We start from the raw sequence: 25,499 nt of genomic DNA on the forward strand, positions 1-25,499 counted from the left end.
ACGGACCGGGTTGGCTGCCACCCGGCGCGATCGGGCACCGCGAGAGTGTTCAGCCGAGCTCCCTGACCTGGTCCAGCAGGTCCTCCACCGCCCCCTTCAGGGCGTGCGGATCCGGACCGACCCGACCCACCTGACGGCTGACATTGGGCAGCACCGCCGAGGCCCGATCACCGAAGCGGCGCTTCACATCGGCCACGGTGGCGCCCTGGGCACCGATCCCGGGAACCAGCAGCGACCCGGTGAACTCGTCCAGGTTCACCCCCAGGTCCTCATGGGTCGCCCCGATCACCAGACCGAACTCCGGGCCCAGTACCTCGTTGCGCACCTCGACATCGTCGACGACCTGCTGGGCCACCGTGGCCCCCTCACCGGTCCGGGCCAACTGCAGTGCCGAACCCTCGGGATTGGAGGTACGCGAGAGCACGTACAGACCGCGACCGGATTCGGCAGCGGCGATGAACATCGGGTGCAGGGAACCGACTCCGAGGTACGGGCTGACGGTCAGCGCGTCGATCTGGAACGGCGACTCCTCCATCAGGTACCCACGGGCATATCCCTGCATCGTGGGCTGGAAGTCACCGCGTTTGGCGTCCAGGATCACCAGCGCACCGGCTGCCTTGCAGTCGGCGACCGCACGCTCCAGGACAGCCACTCCGGCCGCACCGTAGGCCTCGAACAGCCCGCTCTGCGGTTTGAACACCGCGACGGTCAACCCGAGCACCTCGATCTGGTGCCGGACGTAGTTCTCCAGACCACTGACGGTCGGCTCGAATCCCCAGCTGGCGATCAGCGACGGATGGGGATCGATCCCCACGCACAACCTCCCGCGGGCCTCGATCGCGGCCTGCAGCCGTTCGGACCAGGTCGTGGACATCAGTTCTCCCTCATCACGATCTTGCTCGTTCCTGTCACCGGCCCGGCCGGAGCCGGTTGATCCCGTTCACCAGCGCCGGTCCGGAGTAGATCCAGCCGGTGTAGAGCTGGACCAACCGGGCCCCGGCGTCGAACATCGCCCGGGCGTCTGCTGGTGTCATGATGCCGCCCACGCCGATCACAGGCCAGTCCGACGCCGAGGTGATCCAGCCGAGCACCTCCCGGGCCCGCCGGGTGAGCGGATGCCCGGACAGGCCGCCGGCCTCGACCGCCTTGGCCAGATCACTCGCCGCCAGGCCGTCCCGGCCGGTCGTGGTGTTGCCCGCGATCAACCCGCTGATGCCGCTGTGCTCACAGGCCGCCAGCAACTGCTCCACCGCAGGTCGGGTCAGGTCCGGGGCGAGTTTGACCAGGATCGGCAACGGATCCCCCGGATCGGCCTGTCGCGCCGCGGAGGTCAGCTCGCCGAGCAACCTGGTCAGCGCGTCGGCGTTCTGCAGTTCCCGCAGGCCGGGGGTGTTCGGACTGGACACGTTCACCGCGATGTAGTCGGCATGGGGCGCCAACTGGCGAAAACAGGTCAGGTAGTCCTCGACCGCCGCTTCCAGCGGGGTCTGCTTGTTCTTGCCGATGGAGATGCCGATGGTGGTCCCGACTGCGCGGTTGCCGCGCCGGACGCCGAGCGCATCGAGCCGGCGGGCCATCTGCTCGGCCCCACCACTGGGAAACCCCATCCGGTTGATCACCGCACCGGAGGCGGGCAACCGGAACACCCGCGGGCGAGGATTACCCGGTTGCGGCTGCGGTGTCACCGTTCCCAGTTCGACATGGCCGAACCCGAGGCTGGACCAGCCGCGTACCACCTCGGCCCGTTTGTCCAGCCCGGCGGCCAGACCGACCCGGTTGTCGAACCGCAGGGATCCGATCCGCACCGGGTCGCCGCCCGGATGCAGCAGTCGCAGGGCCGCCCGACCGGCCGCCGTGGCGGTGGTTGCCTGCAGCATCCGCAGGGCTTGTTCGTGGGCGACCTCCGGATCACCACCGCCCATCCCGAACAGCACCGGCCGGATCAGGGCCCGGTACCCGGTCAACAGCGGATCACGCATCGGCATCCGCTGTGGCAGCCGCCTTCGTCTCAGCAGCCCAGCTCTGCAGCGACCGGACGCCGATGCCGCCGGTCTGCAGGGCTTCGATCCCCTGCACCGCCGAGGCCAGCCCCTGCACCGTGGTGATGCACGGTACGTCGTTGAGCACCGCTGCGGTACGGATCTCGTACCCGTCCACCCGCGGGCTGCCGCCGTTGTTCGCCCCGTGCGGGGTGTTGAAGATCAGATCCACCTGACCGTCGTTGATCAACTCGATGATCGTCGGTTCACCCTCGGGTCCGGTGCCCTCACTGGCCTTGCGGACGGGTTTGGCCGCCACCCCGTGCCGGTGCAGCATCGAGGCGGTGCCGGCGGTCGCCAGGATCTCGAAGCCGAGGTCGGCCAGCCGCTTGACCGGGAAGAGCACGCTGCGCTTGTCCCGGTTGGCGACGGAGACGAAGACCCGCCCCGAGGTCGGCAGGGAGCCGAAGGCACCGGCCTGGGACTTGGCGAAGGCGGTACCGAAGGTCGCGTCCAGTCCCATCACCTCACCGGTGGACTTCATCTCCGGACCGAGCACGGTGTCGACGAAGGAACCGTCCGGGGTACGGAAGCGGTTGAACGGCATCACCGCCTCCTTCACCGCGATCGGCGCCCCGGGAACCGAGTCGGCCCCGTCGCCGGTGGGCCGTAGCAGGCCGGCCGACCGCAGCTCGGCGATCGGCTCCCCCAGCATCAACCGGGCGGCGGCCTTGGCCAACGGGGTGTCGGTGGCCTTGGAGACGAAGGGCACGGTGCGCGAGGCGCGCGGGTTGGCTTCCAGCACGTACAGCGTGTCCCCGGCCAGGGCGTACTGGATGTTGATCAGGCCGCGGACGCCGACGCCGGCGGCGATCGCCTCGGTGGCTTCGCGGATCCGCTCGATCACTTCCTCGCCGAGGGTGATCGGCGGCAGCGTGCAGGCGGAGTCCCCGGAGTGCACCCCGGCCTCCTCGATGTGCTCCATCACCGCACCGAGGTAGAGCTCGGTGCCGTCGTAGAGGGCGTCGACGTCGATCTCCACGGCGTCGTCGAGGAAGCGGTCCACCAGCACCGGATGTTCAGGTGTCAGCTCGGTCGCCCGCTGGATGTAACCGCGCAGGGATTCGTCGTCGTAGACGATCTCCATTCCTCGCCCACCGAGCACATAGGAGGGCCGGACCAGGACCGGGTAGCCGATGTCGGCGGCGATCGCGGTCGCCTGCTCCTGTGAGGTGGCCATACCGTGCTTGGGCGAGAGCAATCCGGCGGCGTCCAGCACCTCACCGAAGGCTCCGCGCTCCTCGGCCAGGTCGATGGCCTCCGGGCTGGTACCGACGATCGGCACCCCAGCATCCTTCAGTGTCTGTGCCAGCTTCAGCGGGGTCTGCCCACCGAGCTGGACGATCACCCCGGCGACCGGGCCGGCCTGGGACTCGGCGTGGCAGACCTCCAGCACGTCCTCGGCGGTCAACGGTTCGAAGTACAGCCGGTCGGAGGTGTCGTAGTCGGTGGAGACGGTCTCGGGGTTGCAGTTGATCATGACGGTCTCGTACCCGGCTGCCGACAGCGTCAGTGCAGCGTGCACACAGGAGTAGTCGAACTCGATGCCCTGCCCGATCCGGTTCGGTCCGGAGCCGAGAATGATCACCGCCGGCTTCTGCCGCGGAGCCACCTCGGTCTCGGCGTCGTAGGAGCTGTAGTGGTACGGGGTACGGGCGGCGAACTCACCGGCACAGGTGTCCACGGTCTTGTAGACCGGCCGGATCCCCAGCGCCCAACGGATGCCGCGGACGACCTCCTCGCTCAGATGTCGCAGCGAGCCGATCTGGGCGTCGGACAGGCCGTGACGCTTCGCCTGCGCGAGCACCCCGGCGTTCAGCTCCGGGGCCTGGGCGACCTCCCGGGCGACCTCGTCGATCAGCACCAGTTGATCGACGAACCAGGGGTCGATGCCGGTGGCGGTGTGCACCTCCTCCACACTGGCACCGGCCCGGATGGCCTGCATCACCAGGCCGAGACGGCCGTCGTGCGGACGCATCGCCTCGGTCAACAGATCACCGGCGCTGCGGGTGATCGGGGTGGCGAAGTCGAAGATGGCCTCGGGCTTCTCCACACTGCGCAGCGCCTTGCCCAGGGCCTCGGTGAAGTTGCGGCCGATCGCCATCGCCTCGCCGACGCTCTTCATGTGCGTGGTCAAGGTGGCATCGGCGTGGGGGAACTTCTCGAAGGCGAAGCGCGGGACCTTCACCACCACGTAGTCCAAGGTGGGTTCGAAGCTGGCCGGGGTGACTCCGGTGATGTCGTTGTCGATCTCGTCCAGGGTGTAGCCGACGGCGACCTTGGCCGCGATCTTGGCGATCGGAAAACCGGTGGCCTTGGAGGCCAGCGCACTGGACCGGGAGACCCGCGGGTTCATCTCGATCACGACCATCCGGCCGTCGGCCGGGTTGATCGCGAACTGGATGTTGCACCCGCCGGTGTCCACACCGACCTCACGGATGATCGCGATCGCGACATCCCGCATCCGCTGGTACTCCCGATCGGTCAGGGTCATCGCCGGGGCGACGGTGATCGAGTCCCCGGTGTGCACACCCATCGGGTCGAAGTTCTCGATCGAACAGATGATCACGACATTGTCGGCCTTGTCGCGCATCACCTCCAGCTCGTACTCCTTCCAGCCGCGGATCGACTCCTCGATCAGCACCTCGGTGGTCGGACTGGCCGACAACCCGGCACCGGCGATCCGCCGCAGATCGCCCTCGCCGTGGGCGAAACCGGAACCGACGCCGCCCATGGTGAACGAGGGACGCACGACCACCGGGTAGCCGAGATCATCGGCCGCGGCCCGCACCTCGTCCATGCTGTGACAGATCCGGCTGCGGGCCACCTCGGCCCGCGGTCCCTGGTAGAAACCGCCGGCGGCGGTGGAGGGCTGGGCGACCCGGGTGACGATCTCCTTGAACTGTTCGCGGTTCTCACCGCGTTGGATCGCTTCCACCGAGGCGCCGATCAGCTCCACGCCGTACTTGGCCAGGACACCGCTCTCGTGCAGGGCGATGGCGGTGTTCAGGGCGGTCTGCCCACCCAGGGTGGCCAAGAGGGCATCGGGCCGTTCGGCCTCGATGATCTTCTCCACGTAGTCGGGCCTGATCGGCTCGACATAGGTGGCGTCGGCGAACTCCGGATCGGTCATGATCGTTGCCGGGTTGGAGTTGACCAGGATCACCCGGAAGCCCTCCTCCTTCAGCACCCGACAGGCCTGGGTCCCGGAGTAGTCGAACTCACAGGCCTGACCGATCACGATCGGCCCGGAGCCGATCACCATGATCGAGGAGATGTCGTCGCGGCGGGGCATCAGCGGTTTCCTTCCATCACCTGCACGAAGCGGTCGAACAGGTAGCCCGCATCATGCGGTCCCGCTGCTGCCTCGGGGTGGTACTGCACGGAGAAGGCGACCACGGTGTCGGCCTTGGAGAGCTCGAGTCCCTCGACCACATCGTCGTTCAGGCAGATGTGGCTGACCCGGGCCTGGCCGAACCCGGTGTCGATCACCTCACCGGTGGGCGCGTCGACGGCGAAACCGTGGTTGTGGGCGGTGACCTCGACCTTCCGGGTGCTCAGATCCATCACCGGCTGGTTGATCCCGCGGTGGCCGTACTTCAGCTTGTAGGTGCCGAATCCCAGCGCCCGGCCGAAGATCTGGTTGCCGTAGCAGATGCCGAAGAACGGGATCCCTGCCTCGAGCACCTGCCGCAGCAGCTGCACCGCATGCTCATCCGACCCGGGGTCACCGGGACCGTTGGAGAAGAAGACGCCGTCGGGAGCGATCGCGGCCAGTTCGGCGAAATCGGTGGTCGCCGGGAGGACATGGACCTCGATCCCCCGCTCCGACATCCGTGCCGGGGTCATCGCCTTGATCCCGAGGTCCACCGCGGCCACGGTGAAGCGCTTCTCACCGATCGCCGGGACCACATAGGCCTCGGTGGTGCTCACCTCGGTGGCCAGTTCCAGGCCGGCCATCGAGCCGGTGTGCCGTACCTTCTGCAGCAGCGCCTGGGGATCGGTGGTCTCGGTGGACACACCGACCCGCATCGCTCCCTGCTCCCGCAGGTGACGGGTGAGTGCCCGGGTGTCCACATCGGTGATGCCGACGACGCCCTGCTCGGCGAGTTCGTCCTGCAGGCTGCGGGTCGAGCGCCAGTTGGAGGGACGGCGGGCGAGGTCGCGGACGACGAATCCGGAGACCCAGACCCTGGTCGACTCGTCGTCCTCGTCGTTCCAGCCCGTGTTGCCGATGTGCGGAGCGGTCGCGATGACCACCTGCCGGTGGTAGCTGGGATCGGTGAGCGTCTCCTGATATCCCGTCATCGGGGTGGCGAAGACCGCTTCACCGAAGATCTCCCCGGTGGCGCCGAAGGATCGTCCACGGAAGTGGCGACCGTCCTCCAGGACCAACAGGGCCGGTACGGGCGTGGGTGATGAACTGCTGTCAGGCATGAACCGTCCTTTCCTGCCTCACGGGACAGGACTTAAAGGTTGGCTGTCGGCTCGACACTACAACACTCCACCGACCCCGCCGTCCACCCGACTCGGTCACGGACGAAGCTCTGCCAGGACGGCCGAGGCGGTCTCCCGGTCGGTCACGAGTTCATCGAAGTAGCCCGCCCTGGCCCCGGCGATGATGCTGCCGGCCTTGTCCTTGCCGGTGGCCGCTGCGATCACGGTCGGGACGGCGCGCAGCTGAGCCGGGCTGATCCGCACCATCCGGTCGCTGCCCTCGAACTCGATGCCGCGTCCGCGGCGGTCGTAGAAGTTCAGGCAGACATCACCGGCGGCCCGCCGGATGAACCGGCTGCCCAGCGGTACGGCGGTGGAGATCGAGTCGCGCTGCAGGGGTGGTGCGCCGACCCCGACCAGGGCCGCCTTGGCCACATCCCAGTGCCCGGTGACACCGCGGAAATCCGGGTCCTGGTCCAGGCTCGCCCGCATCGCCGGTGACGGCAGTGCGGGCGCCCAGAGGAACTGCGGTCGCCCACCGACCCGTTCGGCCACCTCGCGGACGATTTCGTTGGTCTGATGCCAGGCCTCGGGTTCGGAGGTGCCGCCGACCGTCGGGCAGATGAGGACGCCGGACAGCGAGGGCAGGGGTTGTCGGCTCAGCGCATGCAGGACCCGGCCGGAGGCGACGAGCAAGGTGTCCCCTGCCCCGAGACCGGCTGCCCGCAGCGCCTCGTCGAGTGCTCCATTGCCCCCCCAGCGCCCGGGATCTGACCGGACCGTTGCCGGAGTGTTGCACATATGTGCAGGTTGGCACAGGTGTTCTTGCATTCTGTCCGGACCTCTGGGCACGCTGTCCCTCGCCGACGGAGCCGGCGCGCGGAGACCTCGAGGAGACAACGGTGTCGAACCAGCGGCGACAGCCCTCTGCCGAGGTGTCCCCTGCTCCCCAATCCCATGAACGGCGATCCTGTGACCACGAAGGCTGACGAGACCTTTCTCGATCGGATCGGCATCCCCCACCCATTGCGCTGGGGTTTCCTTGGGGTGTTGATCTTCATGACCGGCAACGGCACCGAGAGCAACTTCATCACCCCGCACCTGATGGAGGCCCTCGGCAGCACCGAGGCGACGATCGCCACGGTGATCAGCCTTTACAGCGCTGCGGTGCTGATCGCCAGCTACCTGTCCGGCGCCCTTTCCGATCTGTGGGGCCCGCGTCGGGTGATGGTGCTCGGCGCGGTCATCTGGGTGGTCTTCGAAGTCGCCTTCCTGCTCGCGATCCCCACCGGCAGCCTGGCCCTGGTGACCATCACCTACTTCATCCGCGGTCTCGGCTACCCCCTGTTCGCCTTCGCCTTCCTCGTCTGGGGCAACCTGATCACCCCGACCAAGCGCAACGGCACGGCGGTCGGCTGGTTCTACGTCATGTTCACCGGCGGTCTGCCGACCCTCGGCTCGGTCTTCGCGCTGATCATGATCCCCAGCTTCGGCGGTGGCCTCAGCGGTGAGACCGGGGCCATGTGGTCGTCGATCGCACTGGTGGTGATCGGGTTCTGTGTCGCCTGGTTCGGTGTCCGCGTGCCCCGCGGCCGTCACCGCATCGCACCGGTCGAGGAATCGACACCGGCGGTGCTGACCGCCGGACTGCGGCTGACCGCGACCAACCCGAAGACCTTGATGGGTTTCCTGATCCGCTTCATCAACACCGCCCCGCAGTACGGCATGTTCATCATCCTGCCGGCGGTGATCTCCGACGAACTCGGTTGGGGACAGGCTCGATGGCTGACCATGACCGTCCTGGTCTATGCCACCAACATCGGCGTGAACGCCCTCTTCGGCTACATCGGTGACCGCTGGGGCTGGCAGCGCACCGTGCGCTGGTTCGGCATCTTCGGTTCGGCGGTGGGTCTGCTCGCCTGGTGGTACGTACCGCACTGGGTCCCGGCCGGGTCCACCTGGGGTTATGTCCTGGCGGTGGCCGCCGGCTGTGTCTTCGGCTGTCTGCTCGCCGGTTTCGTCCCGATGGGCGCGATCATGCCCGCCCTGGCACCCGACCACAAGGGTGCGGCGATGGCCATGTACACCACGGCCGCCGGTGGCTCGGCCTTCCTCGGCTCGGCCGTGGTCGCGGTGGTGCTGGCCATCGGTCTGGGCAATGTCGGAGTCGTCTGGGCCTTCATCGTGCTCTACGCCGCGGCCTTCGTCATGATCGGCTTCCTGAAAGTGCCCCAGCCACGGCTCGGTCGGCCCGGCGAGGCCGCCGAGGAACCGCACTGGCCGAGGGCGCGATGACCCGCCACGGATCAGTCAGCCGAGCAAGGGAGTACATCATGGAGCGGGTCCACGCCTCAGCAGGGGTTGTGCCATGTTCGATCTGAGCCAGAAGGTCGCCCTGGTCACCGGCGCCGGTTCCGGGATCGGGAAGCAGGTCTGCAGCAGCCTCGCCGAACGCGGCGCGGTGGTGGCCGGTGCCGATCTGCGCGGTGCCGAGCACACCCCCGACGTGACCGATCCGGCAGCTGTCCACGAGGTGGTGGCCCGAGTGGTCGCAGAGCACGGACGACTGGACATCGTGGTGAACAGTGCCGGCGTTGCCCGGCTGGCCGATGCCGCCGAACTCGGCGAGGACGACTGGGACCTCACCTTGGACGTGAACCTGAAGGGCACCTTCTTCGTCTGTCAGGCCGCGGCACCGCAGATGATCGAGCAGGGCGGGGGCCGGATCATCAACCTCGCCTCACAGGCGGCCTCGGTCGCACTGGCCGGGCACGCCGCCTACTGCGCCAGCAAGGCCGGGGTGAACGGCCTCACCCGGGTACTCGCACTGGAGCGGGGCCCGTTCGGCATCTGCGTGAATGCGGTCTCCCCGACCGTGGTGCTGACCGACCTCGGTCGCAAGGCCTGGGACAACCCCGCCGGTGAGGCCCACCGCGCGGAAATCCCCAACGGCCGGTTCGCCGAACCCGAGGAGGTGGCAGCAGCCGTCTGCTACCTGGCCTCGGACGAGGCGGCGATGGTCAACGGGTCTGAACTGCGGGTCGATGGCGGGTTCACCATCCGCTGATCCCGCCCCGCAGCTTGTCCGCGACTGGCACCATCGAGCCATGGCACTCTTGCGGGGAACCCGGCTGAGCGGACTCGGACAGCGACTCGGAGTGGTGCTCGCGGTCGGTGCCCTGGGCGCATGTTCAGCCGCCGGCGAACCGGACACCGCCCCGACCCCACAGACCGACGACACGACGTCGGCCGCGCCGGCAACCAGCGCGGCGAGCCCTACTTCGGCCTCACCCTCGGCCGAGGCCGAACCTGACCCGCAGACACCGACCGACCTGACCACCGGTCTGACCTCCCCCTGGGGGATCACCGAGCGCGACGGTGTGCTGGTGATGACCGAACGCGACAACGGCACCATCATCTCGATCGACGGGGAGTCGAAGACCGAACTGGCCACCGTCGACGACGTTGACACCTCCTCCTCGGAGGGAGGCCTGCTGGGGGTGGAGATCTCACCGGCGGCCGATGCCCTGTTCGTCTACTACACCGCGGGTTCGGACAACCGGGTCGCCAAATATCCGTACTCCGATGGCGAGATCACCGGGGATCCGGAGGTGATCCTCGACCAGATCCCGGCCGGCAACACCCACAACGGCGGCCAGTTGCGCTTCGGACCGGACGGCTACCTGTACGTGTCGACCGGTGACGGCGGTGACACCTCCAATGCCCAGGACACCGAGAGCCTCGGCGGGAAGATCCTGCGGATCACCGCCGACGGGGACCCCGCGCCGGACAACCCGTTCGACAACGAGGTCTACTCCTACGGCCACCGCAATGTGCAGGGACTGGCCTTCGACGACGATGGCCGCCTGTTCGCCAGCGAGTTCGGCCAGGACACCTACGACGAACTGAACCTGATCACGGCCGGCGGCAACTACGGCTGGCCCGAGGTCGAGGGCGACGGTGACGACGACGGGGACTACATCGACCCGCTGGTCACCTGGAGCACCGACGAGGCCTCACCGTCCGGTCTCGCCTACTCCCACGGCTCGCTGTGGATGGCCGGTCTCGGCGGCCAGCGGTTGTGGGAGATCCCGACCGATGGCGAGGAGGTGGAGGACCCGACCGCACACTTCACCGACGAGTACGGCCGGCTGCGCGCGGTGCTGGCCACCGAGGACGGGATCCTGCTCGGCACCTCCAACACCGACGGCCGTGGCGATCCGCGCAGTGGCGACGACCGGCTGATGGAAGTCGAGCTCTGAGACCGGGGCGATCCGATCGGGAGCGGACGTGCCTCGGGGCGGGCAGGTACGACACCTGCCCGCCCCGAGTGCGCGGATCCCGTCTCAGTCCTCGGCGACCCGTCCCAGAAGTCCACTAAGGAAGGCCGGTGACTCATCGGTCGACAGGTCGCCGGCCAGGGCGACCGCCTCGGCGATGGCCACATCAGGTGCCACCTCGGTCCAGTCGAGTTCATAGACCCCGAGGCGGGCGGCGATCCGGTCCACCCGGGGCATCCGCTCCAGCGTCCAGCCCGGGTTGATCGCCGCCCGCAACCGGTCGTCGATCGCCTCGGCGTGATCGGCGACCCCGCGTACCAACTCCCGGGTGAACTCGCGTACCGGCGGGTCACCGGCGGCGATCTGGGCGTTCAACAGCTGCTTCGCATCCGTTCCGCGGAGCTCGGCGGCGAAGAGGATGTCCAGCGCCGCCTTGCGGGCCTTCGACCTGGTCGACAGCTTGGTCCGGGGCGCATGCCCCTTGACCGGCTGGACCTCGACCGGGGTCTCGTTCTGCGCGGCCACTCAGACCCTGCTCAGGTAGTCACCGGTCCGGGTGTCGACCTTCACCCGCTCACCGGTGGTCAGGAACAACGGCACCTGGATGGTCTTGCCGGTCTGCAAGGTGGCCGGCTTCGTGCCACCGGTCGAGCGGTCGCCCTGCAGTCCCGGTTCGGTGTAGGTGATCTCCAGCTCCACCGAGGCCGGCAGTTCGATCGACAGCGGGTTCTCCTGGTGCAGCGCCACGGTCGCCATGGCCTCCTCCAGCAGGTAGTCCTTGGCATCACCGACGACGTCATAGGGAATCGTCAGCTGGTCGTAGGTGGAGGTGTCCATGAACACGAACCCCGCGCCGTCATCGTAGAGGTACTGCATCTCGCGGCGGTCGATGTTGGCGGTGTCGACCTTCGAATCGGAGTTGAAGGTCTTGTCCACGACCTTGCCGGACAGGACATTCTTCAACTTGGTCCGGACCACGGCGTTGCCCTTGCCGGGCTTGTGATGCTGGAACCACTGCACCTGCCAGAGCTGACCGTCCAGGTCCAGCACCATGCCATTCTTGATGTCGTTGGTGGATGCCACCGCGTGTCCTTCCGTACCGTGCGCGCAAAGTCCGGGCCGGCGGCCCGAAGAGCTCGTGAACAGTGGACCATCTTAGCTGCTGCGCGCCGGTCCCCGCGCACGCGAGCCGGAGCGACGGCCCTGGGCACCCGAGCCAGAGCACTCGAGCCAGGCGTCGATACCCCACACCCGTACCGCAGCCGGGACGCCGGCCCGCGGCACCGGCACCGGCACCGGGGCACCCCACAGGCCGGTGCCGTCAGAACTGCGCCTGGTCCGCTCTGGTCACCGAGACGCAGCGTTCGCTGCCGGAGACGTCGAGACACGTCGGCAAGGTACGTCTGCAAAACAAACGTCACACTCGATCAGGCCGATGCCGCTTCTCGACGGCGTGTCGTCCCGGATCCACGATCGGGTGTGACGTTTGTCTTGTTGAGACCGCTCGCATCGGAAAGTGACCATCCCGCTGAGACCATTCCCGCGGGTCAGGACCACGCACAGCCACAGAAGGTGAGCCGGTCCTACCGAGACCGTGATCGCGCCCGCTCACCATCGGTGAATCTCACGGCGAAGCGCCACCTGCCATCCACCGGGCGGCAACCTCGAGCCCTTCGGCACCCCACCTCGTCCCCCACTCTCGACACAAGCACTATCGATACCCATAATTCTTGAATGGCCCCCCAACCACGCCCTCGTCGCCGTTCCCGGGCGCGCATCGCCGCCGCCGCAGCAGCACTCGCCTTGTCGTCCGCCGCCGCGTGCGCACCGGACGCCGAGGAACCGGCTCCCCAGCCGCCCGCCTCGGTGCCGCCGACCACCGAAGCTCCACCGGTCACGACACCTGTCGAATCTTCTCCACCCGAAGAGACCGGACCCCCCAGTCCGGTCGTCGACCCGGACCCGGACCCGTCAGCAGTTCCGACCCTGGGCCCCGACGATGCGGGCCGCCCGCTGAGTCTGGTGGATCTCGCGAACGCCGCCGAACTGCAGGACGACGACTTCCGGGACGACACCTTCCAGGTCGGCGCCGAGTCCATCGCGGGAATCGGAGGCGAGGTACAAGCCTGCGGGGAGGACGATCCCGTGATCTTGGACCTGCGGACGTATCAGCGGTTCTCCAAGATCAACTTCGATCTCGGGATCGACGGCAGTCTGACCCCGACCGATTCCACGACCCAGACCCTGGTCGCCCAGATCCTGGGCAACGGGGATGAGGTCCTGGCCACCGGTCGGGCCGAACTGGCAGCGCAGACCCAGGTCAGTGCCGACATCGGTGATGTCGTTGCGGTGAAGATCCGCCTGTATCTGGACGAGAGCACCTGCGAGTACGACAACTCGGTGGTCGGGGTCGTCTCCAACCTGGAGGTCTCGTAGGTGTTCACCTCCACACCAACCGCCTGTCGTCGCCGAGCCGGTCGTGAATGATCAACAGACCGGAGGATCACCCAGCGGTTCGTCCGGAACTGGCGGGGGGCTCCGCAAGGTCCTGGACCATTGGCGGATCGCCCTGGTCACCATGGTGGTCACGGTCATCGGTGTAGTCGTCACGGCCGTCGGTGTCGCGTGGGCCATCGGGTCGGACATCTTCGGTCTGACTCGGGTTGACGGTGCACCGCCACAGGAGACGCCACCGATCGCATCCACGACGCCCGATCCCGGCCCGTCGCCGACACCAGGAAGTCAATCGGAGTGCTTCACGCAACCAGCGGCGCAGAACCCGGTCGCATGCTCTGAGGATCACAAGTACGAAGCCTTGAACGACCCCGGTCCTGACGGTTGCAGCATCGGATCGGCAACGGAGTTCCTGGGCGGTACGGCAGGCATCGACGTCCTGGTTCCCGAGGTGCAGGTGGAGACGATCGGTGAGACCTGCGTGCTCACGGTGCCGATGGAAGCGGTGGCCGGTACGGCCGCCGGGGTTCTCGACACCGACCAGGACGCTGCCTGGCGGGCCTGCACAAACGCACACGCGGGAAAGCTGGTGGTCCCCTGTTCCGAACCTCATACCGGCGAGTTCGTCGGCTGGGATCTGAGTTCGGGATCCACCCCGCTGGAACGATGCAACACGGCTGCGGCCACCTACCTCGGAGCCGACCCGGGACCGCTCGACGACAGGATCCGGGTCACCATCGAACCGGACGCCGACACGCCGACGCCCTGTCTGTTGTCCACGACGAGAACCAACTTGGGGATACCCGTCGTGCTGCGCAACCTGTCGGACTGGGGCTTCACCGTCACTTCGCTCGACTAGGAAGGCGACCGGGGCAATTCCGGTCCGAACCGCCGCCGGCAACTCACGTTCGCGATGGACAGTGGTCGCGAACGGGAGCCGGCCCCACGCAGCACAAGCTCAGACGAACTCGACTCCCTGGGCAAGCGGCAGCTCACCGGAGTAGTTGACGGTGTTCGTCGCCGGCCGCATGTAGGACTGCCAGGCATCGGAACCGGACTCACGCCCGCCACCAGTCTCCTTCTCACCACCGAAGGCACCACCGATCTCGGCGCCGGAGGTGCCGATGTTCACATTCGCGATACCGGTGTCGGATCCGGCACTGGACAAGAAGCGCTCGGCCTCACCCTGGTCGGAGGTGAAGATCGCCGAGCTCAGACCCTGCGGTACGGCATTGTTCAGCCCGATCGCCTCGTCGAGCTCGTCGTAACCGATCAGGTAGAGGATCGGCGCGAAGGTCTCGGCCTTGACGATCTCGGTCTGCGACGGCATGGTCACCACCGCCGGTTCGACGTAGTAGGCATCGGCTGCCTCGTCGGCCAGCACCCGGACTCCCCCGCACTCGACCTTCCCGCCCTCGGCCTCGGCCTGCCGCAGCGCGGCTTGCATCTTGTCGAACGAGGCCTTGTTGATCAACGGCCCGACCAGGGTTTCCTCCGCGGTCGGGCTGCCGATCGCCAAGGTGCCGTAGGCGGCGACGATCCGGTTCCGCAATTCGTCGATCACACTGGAGTGGGCGATCACCCGTCGCATACTCGTGCACCGCTGTCCGGCCGTACCGGCGGCGGCGAAGACGATCCCGCGCACGGCGAGGTCGAGATCGGCGCTCGGGGCGACGATCGCGGCATTGTTGCCACCCAGTTCCAGCAGGATCTTGCCGAAGCGGGCGGCCACCTTCGGTGCCACCTCCCGACCCATCCGTACCGACCCGGTCGCCGACAGCAACGCCACCCGCGGATCCTCGACCAGTACCTCACCGCCGGAACGGTCACTGACCACCACATGGTGCAGATCGGCAGGTGCGCCGACCTCGGTGACCGCCCTGGCCAGCAGGGCATCGGCGGCCAGTGCGGTCAGTGCGGTCATCTCACTCGGCTTCCAGACCACCGTGTTGCCGCAGACCAGGGCCAGCGCGGTGTTCCAGGACCAGACCGCGGCCGGGAAGTTGAAGGCCGAGATGATGCCCACCACACCGAGCGGATGCCAGGTCTCCATCAGCCGGTGCCCGGGGCGTTCCGAGGGCATCGTCTTGCCGAACAGCTGCCGCGACTGCCCCAGGGCGAGGTCGCAGATGTCGATCATCTCCTGCACCTCGCCGAGGGCCTCCGAGGTGATCTTGCCGGCCTCGGCGGTGATGATCGCGGCCAGGTCCGCCTTGTGCTCGGTGAGCAGCTCGCCCCACCGCTTCACCAGCTGTCCGCGGACCGGCGCCGGGGTGTCGCGCCAGGTCGGGAAAGCAGCTGCCGCCCGGCCGATCGTCGCCTCCACCGAGGCGGCGTCGTCCCCGGCAACACCGAACAAGGTGGCCCCGGTGATCGGGGTACGGGTCTCGAAATCGCCCTGCAGTCGCGACTGCGGTACGCCGCAGGCAGCCAATGCCTGACGGACCGAGTCGACGATGGCGTCGGTGGTGGGCACTGTCATGATCAAGAACTTCCTCACATCGATTGGGTTGGTTCGATTGGGTTGGTCGTGGGGTCCAGCACCGCCGGCGGTACGGACCGCCGCGGGTACGGAGCTGGGCGTTGGTCTTGTCGCGGCGCAGACTACTCGGTGTTGCGATCTACTCGGTGTCGCGATCTACTCGGTGATCTCGGTGCCGAGCCGTTCTGCGGCCTGCTGCAGCGATGCCGCCCGCTCAGCCCGGTAGAGCCCGTGCGGATCGGCGATCGGTGCGCCGATCAGTTCCGAAAGCCGGTGCAGATCATAGGCCTCGGCGTCACGGGTGGCGTCGCGCTCGCCCTCGGCGGCCAGGTTCGACTGGAAGATGCCGGCCGCCGAGCGCGGCAAGAAGTCCTCATAGACGATCGGGCGCCGCTCCAGCACCCCGGCGTGCACCAGCTCCGACAGCGATCGACGCGTACCCTCCCCGCCCTGCGGGGCATCGACGTGCGGGGCATCCTGCGCCACGGCGTAGCTGAACCATCCCATGCCTGCCTCGTCGAGGGCCTGTTCGGTCGCCGGCATCGCCTCGGTCCACACCTGCCGGGCGGTCAGCTGCCGCGGTGTCGACAGGGCCCGGATGTCGGGCTGGTCCGCCACCGATGCCTTTGCCGGGCCGTCGGGATCGGCTGCCAATCGTCGATCGACTTCGGTCAGCAGTGCATCGTAGTGATCGCGTCCAGCGGGGGTGAGTGCGATCCCCCGGGCCTCCACCTCCCCGAAGCGGACCCGCAGCGAACCGGGACCGACCGCGCCGTCGGCGAACCGGAAGGTACGTTCCTCGTCCAGCGCCCGGAAGGAGGTCTGTCGCAACAACACATCCGGTCCGTGCCACCGCGGCGGGCCCTGGATCTCGTCGATCATGGTGATCCCGCGCTGCTCCATCCGGTCGTAGAGCTGGTCGATGTCGAGCACTCGCGGGGTCAGGTGGTTGATATGGGTCGATCCGATGCCGGCGATGTCGGCTGCCACCGCGCTGATCTTCTCCAGTCGGCGGTACCAGTCGTGATCGACCGGTTCGGCCGACAGTTCGAAGGCGGCCGTGGCCAACTCCAACAATCGTTCGGCATCGCCGGAATCGAGACCGCCGGCTGCGATCGCGGCGTCGGCGAGTTCCAGCAGTTCTGCTCCGAACAGCTCCCGCGCATCGACGAACCGATTGATCTCGGCACTCAGCTCGGGATCGAAGAACCGCCGGTCGTCGGTCGCCAGCATCGAGGTGAACACCCGGAACGGATTGCGGGCCAACTCCTCGGCCTCGGTCGGGCGGAAGGCGGTGGAGACCACCGGCACCGAGGACTTGGCGGCATCACGCAGGTCGTAGAAGCCGACCGCGTACATCCCGAAGGCACCGAAGACCCGGGCCACCTGCGCCATCTCCGCCGGGGAGCCGACCCGGATCGCGCCATGGCGTTCAGCGGTCACCCGTGCGATCGAACCCAGCCGCTCGGCGTCCTCGGCCCCGGCAGCCACATCGGTGTTCACCCCCAACGACACCTCGACCAGGGTCGTGTACGCCGGCACCTCGGTGCCGTACATACCCGACAGCGCCCGAGCGAAGGCGGCCCGCAACTCCCAGGCGGGAACGAAACTCACGATGTTCTCCTTCCGGTCCGGACCTCGACCCCGATGCCCCGACGGGTGATCGGATCGGTCTCGGTGCTCCACGGTACGTACCCCTGCGTACCAGCCACCGACGGGTCGGCTTCAGATGATGTGCAGTTCACGGAACTCCCCGGTCCTCGATCCGAATCGGTCCAGACTGAACGGTGTCGGATCCATGAACGACGAGCGCCCCTGCAGCAGATCGGCCACCAGCCGGCCCACCCCGGGAGCCTGCAGGAACCCGTGCCCGGAGAAGCCGGTGGCGTAGACGAAGTTCCCCTGGCGTCCGATCAGCGCATTGTGGTCCGGTGTGTTCTCGTACAGACCGGCCCAGATGTCGAACGGTTCGGGTTCGGCCAATCCCGGAGCCAACCGCTGTGCCGCGGCGCGGAACGGTGTCAGCCACTCGAGGCTGGGTTCGCGGTCGAAGCCGACCGGGGTGGCGGGATCGGAGATGCCGATCAGCATCGGATCCCCCGCTGCTGCCGCGACCGATCCGAAGCTGCCGTTGTGGAAGTACATGGTGGTCCGCAGGTCCAGGGTGAACGGCACCTGCGGCCAGGCAGCCGACCTGGGTGCGGGGAGCATCGCGATCTGCCGCTTCACCGGTTCGACCGGCAACGCGATGCCGGCGAGTCGGGCGAGCACACCGCTCCAGGCGCCGGCGCAGCAGATCACCGACTGGGTACGGATCAGCCGGTCGGAGACCGCGACGCCGCTCACCTCACCGGCGGTGTGGTCGAATCCGGTCACCGTCTGCCCGGTGAGAACCCGGACGCCGGCTGCGGCGGCGGATTCGGCATAGGCCTGCAGCACCAGTGACGGTTGGGCGAACCCGTCGTCGGGTGACCAGCTCGCCGCGAGCAACCGTTCGGGGTGCAACGGCGGGCAGAGTTCCGCGGCGCGTCCCGGGTCGACCAGTTCGGCCCGGGAACCGAAGGCGTTCTGCACCTCGATGGCCGCCTCGGCCGCCGGCAGATCGTCTTCGTCGGTGATCAGGAACAGATAGCCCACCTGGTGCAGGCCGATCGAGCGGGAGAAACTCGCCTCGAACTCGGCGTAGCGACGAAGGCTCCAGGCAGACAGTTCCACATTGGCCGGGTCGGAGAAGGTCGCCCGTACCCCGCCGAGCGGTTTGGCCGACGAGCCGCTGCCGATCTCACCGGCCTCGAGCACCACGACATCGGTGATCCCGTCGCGGGCCAGCTCATGGGCGACCGCGGTCCCGATGACCCCGCCGCCGATCACCACCACCTCGGCACGATCGGGCAATTCCTGCTGCACGACGACCATCACAGCCATTCGATCTGTTTACGTCAAGCGAAAGTTTGTTGACTATTTCGTTCGGTTTCACTGAACTGTGTGGGTGATGCACTGGACACCGCAGCAGCTGACCGCCTTCGTCGTGGTGGCGCATGGGGCGACGGTCGCCGAGGCGGCCGACCGGCTCGACCTGAGCATCGCCGCGGTCTCCCAACGCCTGGCCGGCCTGCAGCAGGCGATGCCGCAGCCGTTGCTGTTCCGCGACGGCCGCCGGCTGGCGCTGACCGACGCCGGCCGGGTCTTCCTCGGCCACGCCGAACAGATTCTGGCGACCGGCCGGGAGGCCGAACTGGCCCTCAGCGCGGGGAGTCCCCAGCACTCGACCGTCGTCCTCGGGGTCTTCGGTTCGGCGGCCGCCACCATCGTGCCGCCGGCCATGCGGGCACTGGCCCACGGGCCCGTCACCGTGGAGACACGGGAGGTCGGCGTGGACGAACTGGGCGCCGCCGTGGCCACCGGCACTGTCGATGTCGGACTCGGTGTCGGCTATCCCGACGCACCCGAACCGCCGCTGCGCGGGGTGCAGACCGAGGTCTTGTCGACCGAGGAGCTGCTGCTCGCCGTACCCCCACCGGGGACCCCGGGCGCCCTCGGGGCGGACGAACTCGACGATCCCGAGCGGATCACCGCCTATGCCAACGCCACCGACTGGATCCTAGGACCGGCGAGCTCCTACTTCGGACGCGCGGTCCGGGTGGCGACCGGTCACAGCCGGATCACCCCTCGGGTACGCCACGAGGTCACCGACACCGCGGTGGCCATCGCCCTGGCCGAGGCGGGCGCCGGGATCACGCCGGTGACCCAGCGGATGGTCCGTCTGCGGCCGACCCGTTCACCCCTGGTACGCCTGCCCGTACCCGCCCATCGCGAGGTGGTGGTCCGGGTACGTACCGCCCAACGCCAGCGAGCCAGTGTCGACCGGGTCGTGCGCACCTTGGCCGCGATCGCCCGGGACTGACCTCGCGACCGCATCGACATTGCATCGACCCAGCCGCATCACCCGGGGCGCACATCACCCGGGACGCGCAGCATCGGACAAGCCGCAGCACCGCCGGGTCGCGTGACAGACTGTGGCGCGTGTCAGAACAGATCCACGGCTCCCCCCTCGTCCCCCGGCTCCGCGGTTTCGGCAGCAACATCTTCGCCGAGATGAGCGCACTGGCGACCGCCGAGGGGGCGATCAACCTGGGCCAGGGGTTCCCCGACACCGACGGCCCGGCCGAGGTGCTCGAGGCAGCCGTGGACGCCATCCACGAGGGTCACAACCAGTACCCGCCCGTGCGCGGGATTCCCGTCCTGCGCGAGGCGATCGCCACCCATCAGCGCAATCGGTACGGCCTGACCTGGGATCTGGAGACCGAGATCGTGGTCACCGCCGGGGCGAACGAGGCGATGACGGCGACGATCCTCGCGACCTGCGAGTCCGGTGACGAGGTGCTGTTGATCGAACCGGCCTTCGACTCCTACTGGGTGGCGATCGCCATGGCCGGAGCCAAACCGGTCGCGGTCCCCCTGACCGGCCCCGACCAGCGAGTGGATGTCGAACGCCTGGCTGCCTCGGTGACCGACCGTACGCGGTTGATCATCGTCAACTCACCGCACAATCCGAGCGGTCGGGTCTTCGACGCAGACGAGCTCGAGGGGATCGCCACGATCGCCCGGGAGCGGGATCTGCTGGTGGTCACCGACGAGGTCTATGAGCACCTGACCTTCGACGATGCGGTCCATCTTCCGATCGCGACGCTGCCCGGTATGCGCGAGCGGACCATCTCCATCTCCTCGGCCGGCAAAACCTTCTCGGTGACGGGGTGGAAGATCGGCTGGGCCTGTGCACCGGCGCCGTTGGTGCAGGCGGTGCAGACGGTGAAGCAGTTCATGACCTTCGTCAACGGGGCGCCCTTCCAGTACGCGATCGCCCGCGGTCTGCTGCTGCCGCCGGAACGTTTCGAGCAGATCCGGGCCGATCTGCAGCGGGGCCGGGATCTGCTCGTACCGGGCCTGCAGGCCGCCGGGTTACAGGTATTGCCGAGTCAGGGCACCTACTTCGTCACCGCCGACATCTCACCGCTGGGTGAGACCGATGGGCACGAGTTCTGCCGGTCTCTCCCCCGCCGCTGTGGCGTAGCGGCTGTTCCGAGCCAGGTCTTCTACGCCGACCCGTACCCCCGCCCGCTGGTCCGGTTCGCCGTCTGCAAACAGCCCGAGGTGCTCGCCGAGGCAGCAGACCGGCTGGCCGGACTGAATCTCCCCACGTGAGGGTACGAGGGCCCGGGTGCGCTCGGAGCTCAGTTTCTCCGGGCCAAGAGCCGGCTCCTGCTCGTACTGCCTCACTGCCCGCTGGACACCCGCTGTTCCACCCACCCCCATTCAAGGTCACGATTCCATAACCCCACTGTCGATTCCTCACAATTTCTCAGCTAACCGATAGGTTCGATCCCAATCCCCGGCCGGTTGTCCTTCCCCCGACAGGCCCCCCTGAACCGAAGGATTGACACGATGAGACCCTCATCGCGGCTGCTCGCAGCTTCGACGGCAAGTGTTCTGGCCCTGACCGGGCTGGTCGCCCTCCCCCAGAACGCACACGCTGAACCCTTGCCCGAGGGTGTCACCACTGCGGAGAATCCCCGAGTGCCCGAGGGTGCAGAGTGGACCGAGGCGTACTTCCCCTCCAGCGTCGAGTCGAACAACGGCGATCCGGTCGAACTGCACGCCGACATCCTTCGCCCGACTCACCTCGCCCCCGATGAGGCCAGCCCGGTGATCCTGGCCGCCGGCCCGTACTTCGCCCACGAGGGGCAGACCGGGGACGACGGTTTCGACCACACCGGTCCTTCGGAGCGCTTCTACGACCTGGTGGAGGGGGGTGATCTGATGGAACGGGGTTACACCTTCGTCATGGTCGACACCCGTGGGTACGGCGGCAGTACCGGATGCATCGACTGGCTCGGTACCGGTGAGCAGGCCGATGTGGTCAGCGCCGTCGATTGGATCACCGACCAGGAGTGGTCGAACGGCAAGGTCGGTATGTACGGCAAGTCCTACGACGCCACCACCGGTCTGGCCGGTGCCAACCTTCAGCCCGAGGGACTGGAGGCCGTGGTCGCCCAGGAACCGGTGTGGAACATGTACAACTACCTGTACTCCAACGACCTTCCCCGGCCGAACCAGATCTACACCCCGGATGCCTACAACGAGATCGCACAGCTGAGCGGTTTCGAGGAGGGCTACGCCGAGGACGGACTGGACGTCCCGACCGACACCGACCGGTACCTGGCGAACGCCGCTTATGAGCAGGGTGCGCCGGAGTGCCTGGAGAAGAACTCGATGGACGGGTACAACAACACCGCTCTCACCGACGACTACTGGGTTGATCGCGATCTCCCGAGCCAGGCCAAGGGTTCGACGGTGCCGCTCTTCGTCACCCAGGGGTTCATCGAACCGAACACCAAGCCCGAGGACATGCAGACGTACCTGGCCAACCACGAGGGACCCCAACGCGGCTGGCTCGGCCAATTCGAACACGTCCGTGGCAATGACGTCTATGAGGACGGCTCGCTGGCGATGGGTCGCGAGGGCTGGTTCGAGGAGGTGATGAGCTTCTACGACGAGTACCTGCTCGACGTCGAGCCCACGGTGGACTACCCGAACTTCCTCTTGCAGGACTCCAACGGCAAGTGGCGCGCGCAGGATGCGTGGCCGGAGGCCACCAAGGACGTCACCGTCGAATTGGAGTCCGGCGTCTACAACGACAACGGTGTTGCCCAGGGCCCACCGCCGAGCAACCCCGACGCGGCGGTCGGCGATGACAGCCACCTGTCCACGCCGAACTCCGGGAACATGGAGGAAGGCCCGGGCCTCACCGGGCTGGAGGACTCCGCCGCACGGGACATCGCCGGCAGATCGGCCGAGATGGCCGCGGAGGTCAACTATGCGACCTTCTCCGAGCCGGTGCTGACCGATGTCCGGTTGACCTCGACACCGACCATCCGGCTGGAGACCGAGGGCGAACGCAACGTGATGGTACGGCTCTGGGACATCGATCCGGACGGCACCACCACAATGTTCAACGAGAACGTGGCGGTGCTGGACAGCGACGGGTCGACCGAGTTCGACCTGAAGGGTCAGGAGTGGACCCTGGATGCCGGTGACACGCTGATGGTGACTATCGGCACCGTCACCGATGGTTACTGGTGGCCGTCGCCGTCCAACGCCGACGTGACAGTCACCTCCGCTGAGCTCGACCTCGGACTACAGACGACCGCCGACGATGTGTCCGCCGAGGGGAGGTCGAACATCTTCCTCGACTACTACAAGGAGGCCTACACCCTCCCCGAGCCGGTCACCCCGACCGAGGGCACGTTCGTCCTGTCCTTGGCCGATCCGAGCCTCAGCGTCAGCCCGGACAGCGTCGAACCGGGTGAAACTGTGGAGCTCACCGGTGCCGGCAATGACCCGGGAGCCAAGGTCGAGGTGACCGTGGGCGATCAGGATCCGGAGACGGTGACCGCCGACACCGACGGCGGCTGGAGCTCGGAGTACACGGTGCCGGATGATGCCGAACCGGGTGCCGTCACGGTGACCGCCACCGCACCCGACGGTACGGTCTCCACCGCCGAGTTCACCGTCGAATCGGTGGCCACGCCCACCCCAACGCCGACCGGCCCGCCCAGCCCGTCCGAGGATCCCTCGACCTCGCCGGACCCGACCGACGACGGCTCCGGTGACGACGGATCAGGTGATGACGGGTCTGGCGACGGTCAGGGCAAGGGGAACCTCGCCGATACCGGTGCCCCGGCCATGGCGGCCCTGCTCGGCGCGGGTTTGCTGGCGGCCACGGCCGGAACGATGATGCTGCGGCGCCGCCGGGGCTGAGATGACTCAACCTTGGGCCATCACGGCTGGGTCGTAGCGGCTGTGTCACAGTGGATCGGTCAGTCCGCCCGATCCGACCTCGTGCAGATGCCAGCCACGCAGAGCACTGACCCGCATCCGCACTGAGGGCCCTGGAACCTCCCTGTTCCGGGGCCCTCGGCGCGTCTGGGGACTCACCATGATCACCTCAAGCCCCGCCCCATCCGTTCCACAGCAACTGCACCTATCACCCGCCCAGAAGTGCGATACCTGCGGAAGAGTCGTGGGCCACCGCCGGGCACCGGAAGACAACCGCCGAGGTCGTGCAGCCGAGCGAAGACGCATGCTTGCGGCGTCAGCTGGCGGGGTCGCGCATCACGCGAATGGCCGGCACCCTCGTCGTCGTGCTCGAAGTGTGCGACGTAGCCGTCGAGCTCGTACAGCTCCCAGCCGTCGTCGTCACTGGTCCGCGTCGGCTCGCCGAGCGCGGCTCGAACGCCCGCCCTGGTGCCCTTGAAGGTCGGCGCCTTCGCCCTGGCCTGCTGCTGCTCGAAGTATCGCTGGGGGATGCTTCGTCCTTCGGTTGGCCGGGCGACCAGGTACGGCGTCCAGTCACCGGTGATGGTCGTCATGGCGTGGCTCTCATCCTCGGCGGGTACATGTGCACGCGTAGGGGAACGCGGGCAGTACAAACCCCCGACCCTCGCTACGGCATGCCGGGTGAAGCCGGGTCAGCAATAAGACAAACGTCACACTCGATCGCCGATTCCGGCGAAGAGCGGCACGCTGGAGCGTCTCTGCTGATCGAGTGTGACGTTTGTCTTGTTGCCACACCACTCAGATGTCTTCTTACGACCACCCCGGACATCAATCGCCATCAACCGAGCACCAGATCCGGCGGGTACGCCTACCCACTCAACTGTTCCGCAGCACCTGCACCCATGACCCGCCCTGAGGTGCGAAACCTGCGGAACGGATGACGAACGGGGACTGCGTTTTCGTCGGCGCGGGGCGGTCGGCGCTCCAGAGCACTGGGCCGGTCGCCGCTCCAGAGCACTGCGCCAGTCGCCGAGCCAGCAACCGGGCCGGTCGCCGCGGCAGAGCAACGGGACCAGGCGTCGCGGCAGAGCAACGGGGCCAGGCGTCGCGGCAGAAAACGCGGGCACTGATCGGGGCCAAGAATCGCGTGCTGGGAGCCGGAGCCAGGTCTCGGGAGTCGGTACGGGTCGCTAACCTTCGGCTCATGTCGACTGTGCCGCGCGCTCCGGCGAAACCACGACTGGATGATCTCGAATCCGTTGATCCGCCGGCCCTGTCCTCCGATCTGGTCCTCACCGATCGTCGTCTCGCCGATGCCTACTGGGCGGCGACCGACACCGAGTTCGTCGAACTGCTACGGATCGATCTGCAGGCCGGCAGCCTGGCCGATTCGCACTGGTACCGGACCCAGTGGACCGATCTGCAGTTGGTCGGCGCGGATGTCGCCAACACCCACCTCGTGGAGTCGGGGCTGCGGCGGATCCGGTTCGCCGACGTCCGGGCGACCGGGCTCTCGCTGGCCGGCTGCCGGGTGGAGGACCTGACCGCCGACAACAGCCTGGCCGAGTTCGCCAACTTCCGTCAGTCCACCCTGGTCCGGGCACGATTCAACGGCTGCCGACTCGCCGGGGTCGATTTCTCCGAGGCGAAGCTGACCGACGTGGTGTTCGACAACTGCGACCTGTCGGCCGCCATCCTGCGAGCGGCGGAGCTGAATCGGGTGACCTTCCGTCACTGCCGCCTCGACGGCCTGGCCGGGGTCACCGCGTTGGCGGGTACGCGGATCGCCACCGATGACCTGATCGGTCTCGCCGGCCAGCTCGCGGACGCCCTGGGGATCACCCTGCTCGGGCCGACCGAGGATTGATCCGGGCGGCCGGATTGTGTTCGCGGGCGACCGACCCACGATCACCGCCACGACGGCGATCAGCGACGCCCGAGCAGGCCCGCGACCACCGATCGACGCTACCG

General features: G+C 67.8%; 20 protein-coding genes. 9 read left to right on the forward strand and 11 right to left on the reverse strand.

Annotated features, from left to right (window positions below):
• Positions 1–49: 49 nt before the first annotated feature.
• The 5 genes from pyrF to CLV29_RS05420 all read right to left on the reverse strand — a co-directional run bounded on the left by pyrF (position 50) and on the right by CLV29_RS05420 (position 7,277).
• A complete protein-coding gene (pyrF, locus tag CLV29_RS05400) occupies positions 50–874 on the reverse strand; it encodes an orotidine-5'-phosphate decarboxylase (protein ID WP_133753973.1) in 825 nt (274 codons plus the stop codon).
• A gap of 34 nt (positions 875–908) precedes the next feature.
• The gene (locus CLV29_RS05405; protein ID WP_243831744.1) at positions 909–1,979 is read right to left on the reverse strand and encodes a quinone-dependent dihydroorotate dehydrogenase; all 1,071 of its coding nucleotides are present in this window, start codon (positions 1,977–1,979) and stop codon (positions 909–911) included.
• A complete protein-coding gene (carB, locus tag CLV29_RS05410; RefSeq protein WP_133753975.1) occupies positions 1,972–5,334 on the reverse strand; it encodes a carbamoyl-phosphate synthase large subunit in 3,363 nt (1,120 codons plus the stop codon). The genes CLV29_RS05405 and carB overlap by 8 nt, the downstream gene beginning before the upstream one ends.
• The gene (carA, locus tag CLV29_RS05415; RefSeq protein WP_133753976.1) at positions 5,334–6,476 is read right to left on the reverse strand and encodes a glutamine-hydrolyzing carbamoyl-phosphate synthase small subunit; all 1,143 of its coding nucleotides are present in this window, start codon (positions 6,474–6,476) and stop codon (positions 5,334–5,336) included. The genes carB and carA overlap by 1 nt, the downstream gene beginning before the upstream one ends.
• 96 nt (positions 6,477–6,572) lie before the next feature.
• A complete protein-coding gene (locus CLV29_RS05420) occupies positions 6,573–7,277 on the reverse strand; it encodes a sugar-binding domain-containing protein (protein ID WP_208292762.1) in 705 nt (234 codons plus the stop codon).
• Positions 7,278–7,448: 171 nt separating this feature from the next.
• On the opposite strand from CLV29_RS05420, the gene CLV29_RS05425 reads away from it, so the two are divergent.
• From CLV29_RS05425 to CLV29_RS05435, 3 genes are all read left to right on the forward strand, one after another.
• Complete coding sequence (locus CLV29_RS05425; RefSeq protein WP_208292763.1) at positions 7,449–8,771, forward strand: MFS transporter; 1,323 nt, start codon at positions 7,449–7,451, stop codon at positions 8,769–8,771.
• A gap of 73 nt (positions 8,772–8,844) precedes the next feature.
• Positions 8,845–9,543, forward strand: coding sequence for a GolD/DthD family dehydrogenase (locus CLV29_RS05430; protein ID WP_133753979.1), 699 nt, complete (start codon positions 8,845–8,847; stop codon positions 9,541–9,543).
• Between the two features lie 40 nt (positions 9,544–9,583).
• A complete protein-coding gene (locus CLV29_RS05435; protein ID WP_133753980.1) occupies positions 9,584–10,738 on the forward strand; it encodes a PQQ-dependent sugar dehydrogenase in 1,155 nt (384 codons plus the stop codon).
• 84 nt (positions 10,739–10,822) lie between these two features.
• Here the strand turns inward: CLV29_RS05435 and nusB are convergent, their stop codons facing one another.
• Together nusB and efp are read right to left on the reverse strand one after the other, a co-directional pair.
• Positions 10,823–11,281 carry a transcription antitermination factor NusB gene (gene nusB / locus CLV29_RS05440; protein ID WP_243831745.1) on the reverse strand — a complete coding sequence of 153 codons (459 nt, stop codon included), beginning with the start codon at positions 11,279–11,281 and terminating at the stop codon, positions 10,823–10,825.
• On the reverse strand, positions 11,282–11,839 hold the full coding sequence (gene efp, locus CLV29_RS05445) for an elongation factor P (protein WP_133753981.1): 558 nt from the start codon (positions 11,837–11,839) through the stop codon (positions 11,282–11,284). It abuts the gene before it with no gap.
• A 939-nt stretch (positions 11,840–12,778) separates the two neighbouring features.
• On the opposite strand from efp, the gene CLV29_RS05450 reads away from it, so the two are divergent.
• Entirely contained in the window at positions 12,779–13,192 is a 414-nt protein-coding gene (locus tag CLV29_RS05450) for a hypothetical protein (protein WP_133753982.1), read from the forward strand.
• A 379-nt stretch (positions 13,193–13,571) separates the two neighbouring features.
• Positions 13,572–14,069 carry a hypothetical protein gene (locus CLV29_RS05455; RefSeq protein ID WP_133753983.1) on the forward strand — a complete coding sequence of 166 codons (498 nt, stop codon included), beginning with the start codon at positions 13,572–13,574 and terminating at the stop codon, positions 14,067–14,069.
• A gap of 99 nt (positions 14,070–14,168) precedes the next feature.
• Here CLV29_RS05455 and amaB read toward each other — a convergent pair whose 3' ends face one another.
• The 3 genes from amaB to CLV29_RS05470 all read right to left on the reverse strand — a co-directional run bounded on the left by amaB (position 14,169) and on the right by CLV29_RS05470 (position 18,617).
• Positions 14,169–15,692, reverse strand: a complete 1,524-nt coding sequence (gene amaB / locus CLV29_RS05460; RefSeq protein ID WP_133753984.1) for an L-piperidine-6-carboxylate dehydrogenase — start codon at positions 15,690–15,692, stop codon at positions 14,169–14,171.
• Positions 15,693–15,848: 156 nt separating this feature from the next.
• Positions 15,849–17,306 carry a 2-oxoadipate dioxygenase/decarboxylase gene (hglS, locus tag CLV29_RS05465; protein ID WP_133753985.1) on the reverse strand — a complete coding sequence of 486 codons (1,458 nt, stop codon included), beginning with the start codon at positions 17,304–17,306 and terminating at the stop codon, positions 15,849–15,851.
• 111 nt (positions 17,307–17,417) lie between these two features.
• Positions 17,418–18,617 carry an NAD(P)/FAD-dependent oxidoreductase gene (locus tag CLV29_RS05470; protein ID WP_208292764.1) on the reverse strand — a complete coding sequence of 400 codons (1,200 nt, stop codon included), beginning with the start codon at positions 18,615–18,617 and terminating at the stop codon, positions 17,418–17,420.
• A gap of 67 nt (positions 18,618–18,684) precedes the next feature.
• Here CLV29_RS05470 and CLV29_RS05475 point away from each other — a divergent pair, with 67 nt between their 5' ends.
• From CLV29_RS05475 to CLV29_RS05485, 3 genes are all read left to right on the forward strand, one after another.
• On the forward strand, positions 18,685–19,596 hold the full coding sequence (locus tag CLV29_RS05475; RefSeq protein ID WP_133753986.1) for a LysR family transcriptional regulator: 912 nt from the start codon (positions 18,685–18,687) through the stop codon (positions 19,594–19,596).
• A 119-nt stretch (positions 19,597–19,715) separates the two neighbouring features.
• Positions 19,716–20,894, forward strand: a complete 1,179-nt coding sequence (locus CLV29_RS05480; protein WP_243831746.1) for a pyridoxal phosphate-dependent aminotransferase — start codon at positions 19,716–19,718, stop codon at positions 20,892–20,894.
• 240 nt (positions 20,895–21,134) lie between these two features.
• Positions 21,135–23,510, forward strand: a complete 2,376-nt coding sequence (locus CLV29_RS05485) for a CocE/NonD family hydrolase (RefSeq protein ID WP_133753987.1) — start codon at positions 21,135–21,137, stop codon at positions 23,508–23,510.
• Between the two features lie 182 nt (positions 23,511–23,692).
• Here CLV29_RS05485 and CLV29_RS05490 read toward each other — a convergent pair whose 3' ends face one another.
• Positions 23,693–24,121 carry a hypothetical protein gene (locus tag CLV29_RS05490; protein ID WP_133753988.1) on the reverse strand — a complete coding sequence of 143 codons (429 nt, stop codon included), beginning with the start codon at positions 24,119–24,121 and terminating at the stop codon, positions 23,693–23,695.
• Positions 24,122–24,732: 611 nt separating this feature from the next.
• Here CLV29_RS05490 and CLV29_RS05495 point away from each other — a divergent pair.
• Complete coding sequence (locus CLV29_RS05495) at positions 24,733–25,395, forward strand: pentapeptide repeat-containing protein (protein WP_166649139.1); 663 nt, start codon at positions 24,733–24,735, stop codon at positions 25,393–25,395.
• Positions 25,396–25,499 lie beyond the last annotated feature (104 nt).

It is taken from the genome of Naumannella halotolerans (genome assembly GCF_004364645.1).
GTDB classification, from domain to species: Bacteria; Actinomycetota; Actinomycetes; order Propionibacteriales; family Propionibacteriaceae; genus Naumannella; species Naumannella halotolerans.

Excerpts from the sequence above, each read along its gene's own strand:
- CLV29_RS05435 (WP_133753980.1), top strand. The coding sequence starts at position 9,584 with ATGGCACTCTTGCGGGGAACCCGGCTGAGCGGACTCGGACAGCGACTC.
- CLV29_RS05405 (WP_243831744.1), bottom strand. The coding sequence starts at position 1,979 with ATGCGTGATCCGCTGTTGACCGGGTACCGGGCCCTGATCCGGCCGGTG.
- amaB (WP_133753984.1), bottom strand. The coding sequence starts at position 15,692 with ATGACAGTGCCCACCACCGACGCCATCGTCGACTCGGTCCGTCAGGCA.
- CLV29_RS05490 (WP_133753988.1), bottom strand. The coding sequence starts at position 24,121 with ATGACGACCATCACCGGTGACTGGACGCCGTACCTGGTCGCCCGGCCA.
- carB (WP_133753975.1), bottom strand. The coding sequence starts at position 5,334 with ATGCCCCGCCGCGACGACATCTCCTCGATCATGGTGATCGGCTCCGGG.
- CLV29_RS05495 (WP_166649139.1), top strand. The coding sequence starts at position 24,733 with ATGTCGACTGTGCCGCGCGCTCCGGCGAAACCACGACTGGATGATCTC.
- CLV29_RS05485 (WP_133753987.1), top strand. The coding sequence starts at position 21,135 with ATGAGACCCTCATCGCGGCTGCTCGCAGCTTCGACGGCAAGTGTTCTG.
- carA (WP_133753976.1), bottom strand. The coding sequence starts at position 6,476 with ATGCCTGACAGCAGTTCATCACCCACGCCCGTACCGGCCCTGTTGGTC.
- CLV29_RS05430 (WP_133753979.1), top strand. The coding sequence starts at position 8,845 with ATGTTCGATCTGAGCCAGAAGGTCGCCCTGGTCACCGGCGCCGGTTCC.
- CLV29_RS05475 (WP_133753986.1), top strand. The coding sequence starts at position 18,685 with ATGCACTGGACACCGCAGCAGCTGACCGCCTTCGTCGTGGTGGCGCAT.
- pyrF (WP_133753973.1), bottom strand. The coding sequence starts at position 874 with ATGTCCACGACCTGGTCCGAACGGCTGCAGGCCGCGATCGAGGCCCGC.
- CLV29_RS05420 (WP_208292762.1), bottom strand. The coding sequence starts at position 7,277 with ATGTGCAACACTCCGGCAACGGTCCGGTCAGATCCCGGGCGCTGGGGG.
- CLV29_RS05470 (WP_208292764.1), bottom strand. The coding sequence starts at position 18,617 with ATGGCTGTGATGGTCGTCGTGCAGCAGGAATTGCCCGATCGTGCCGAG.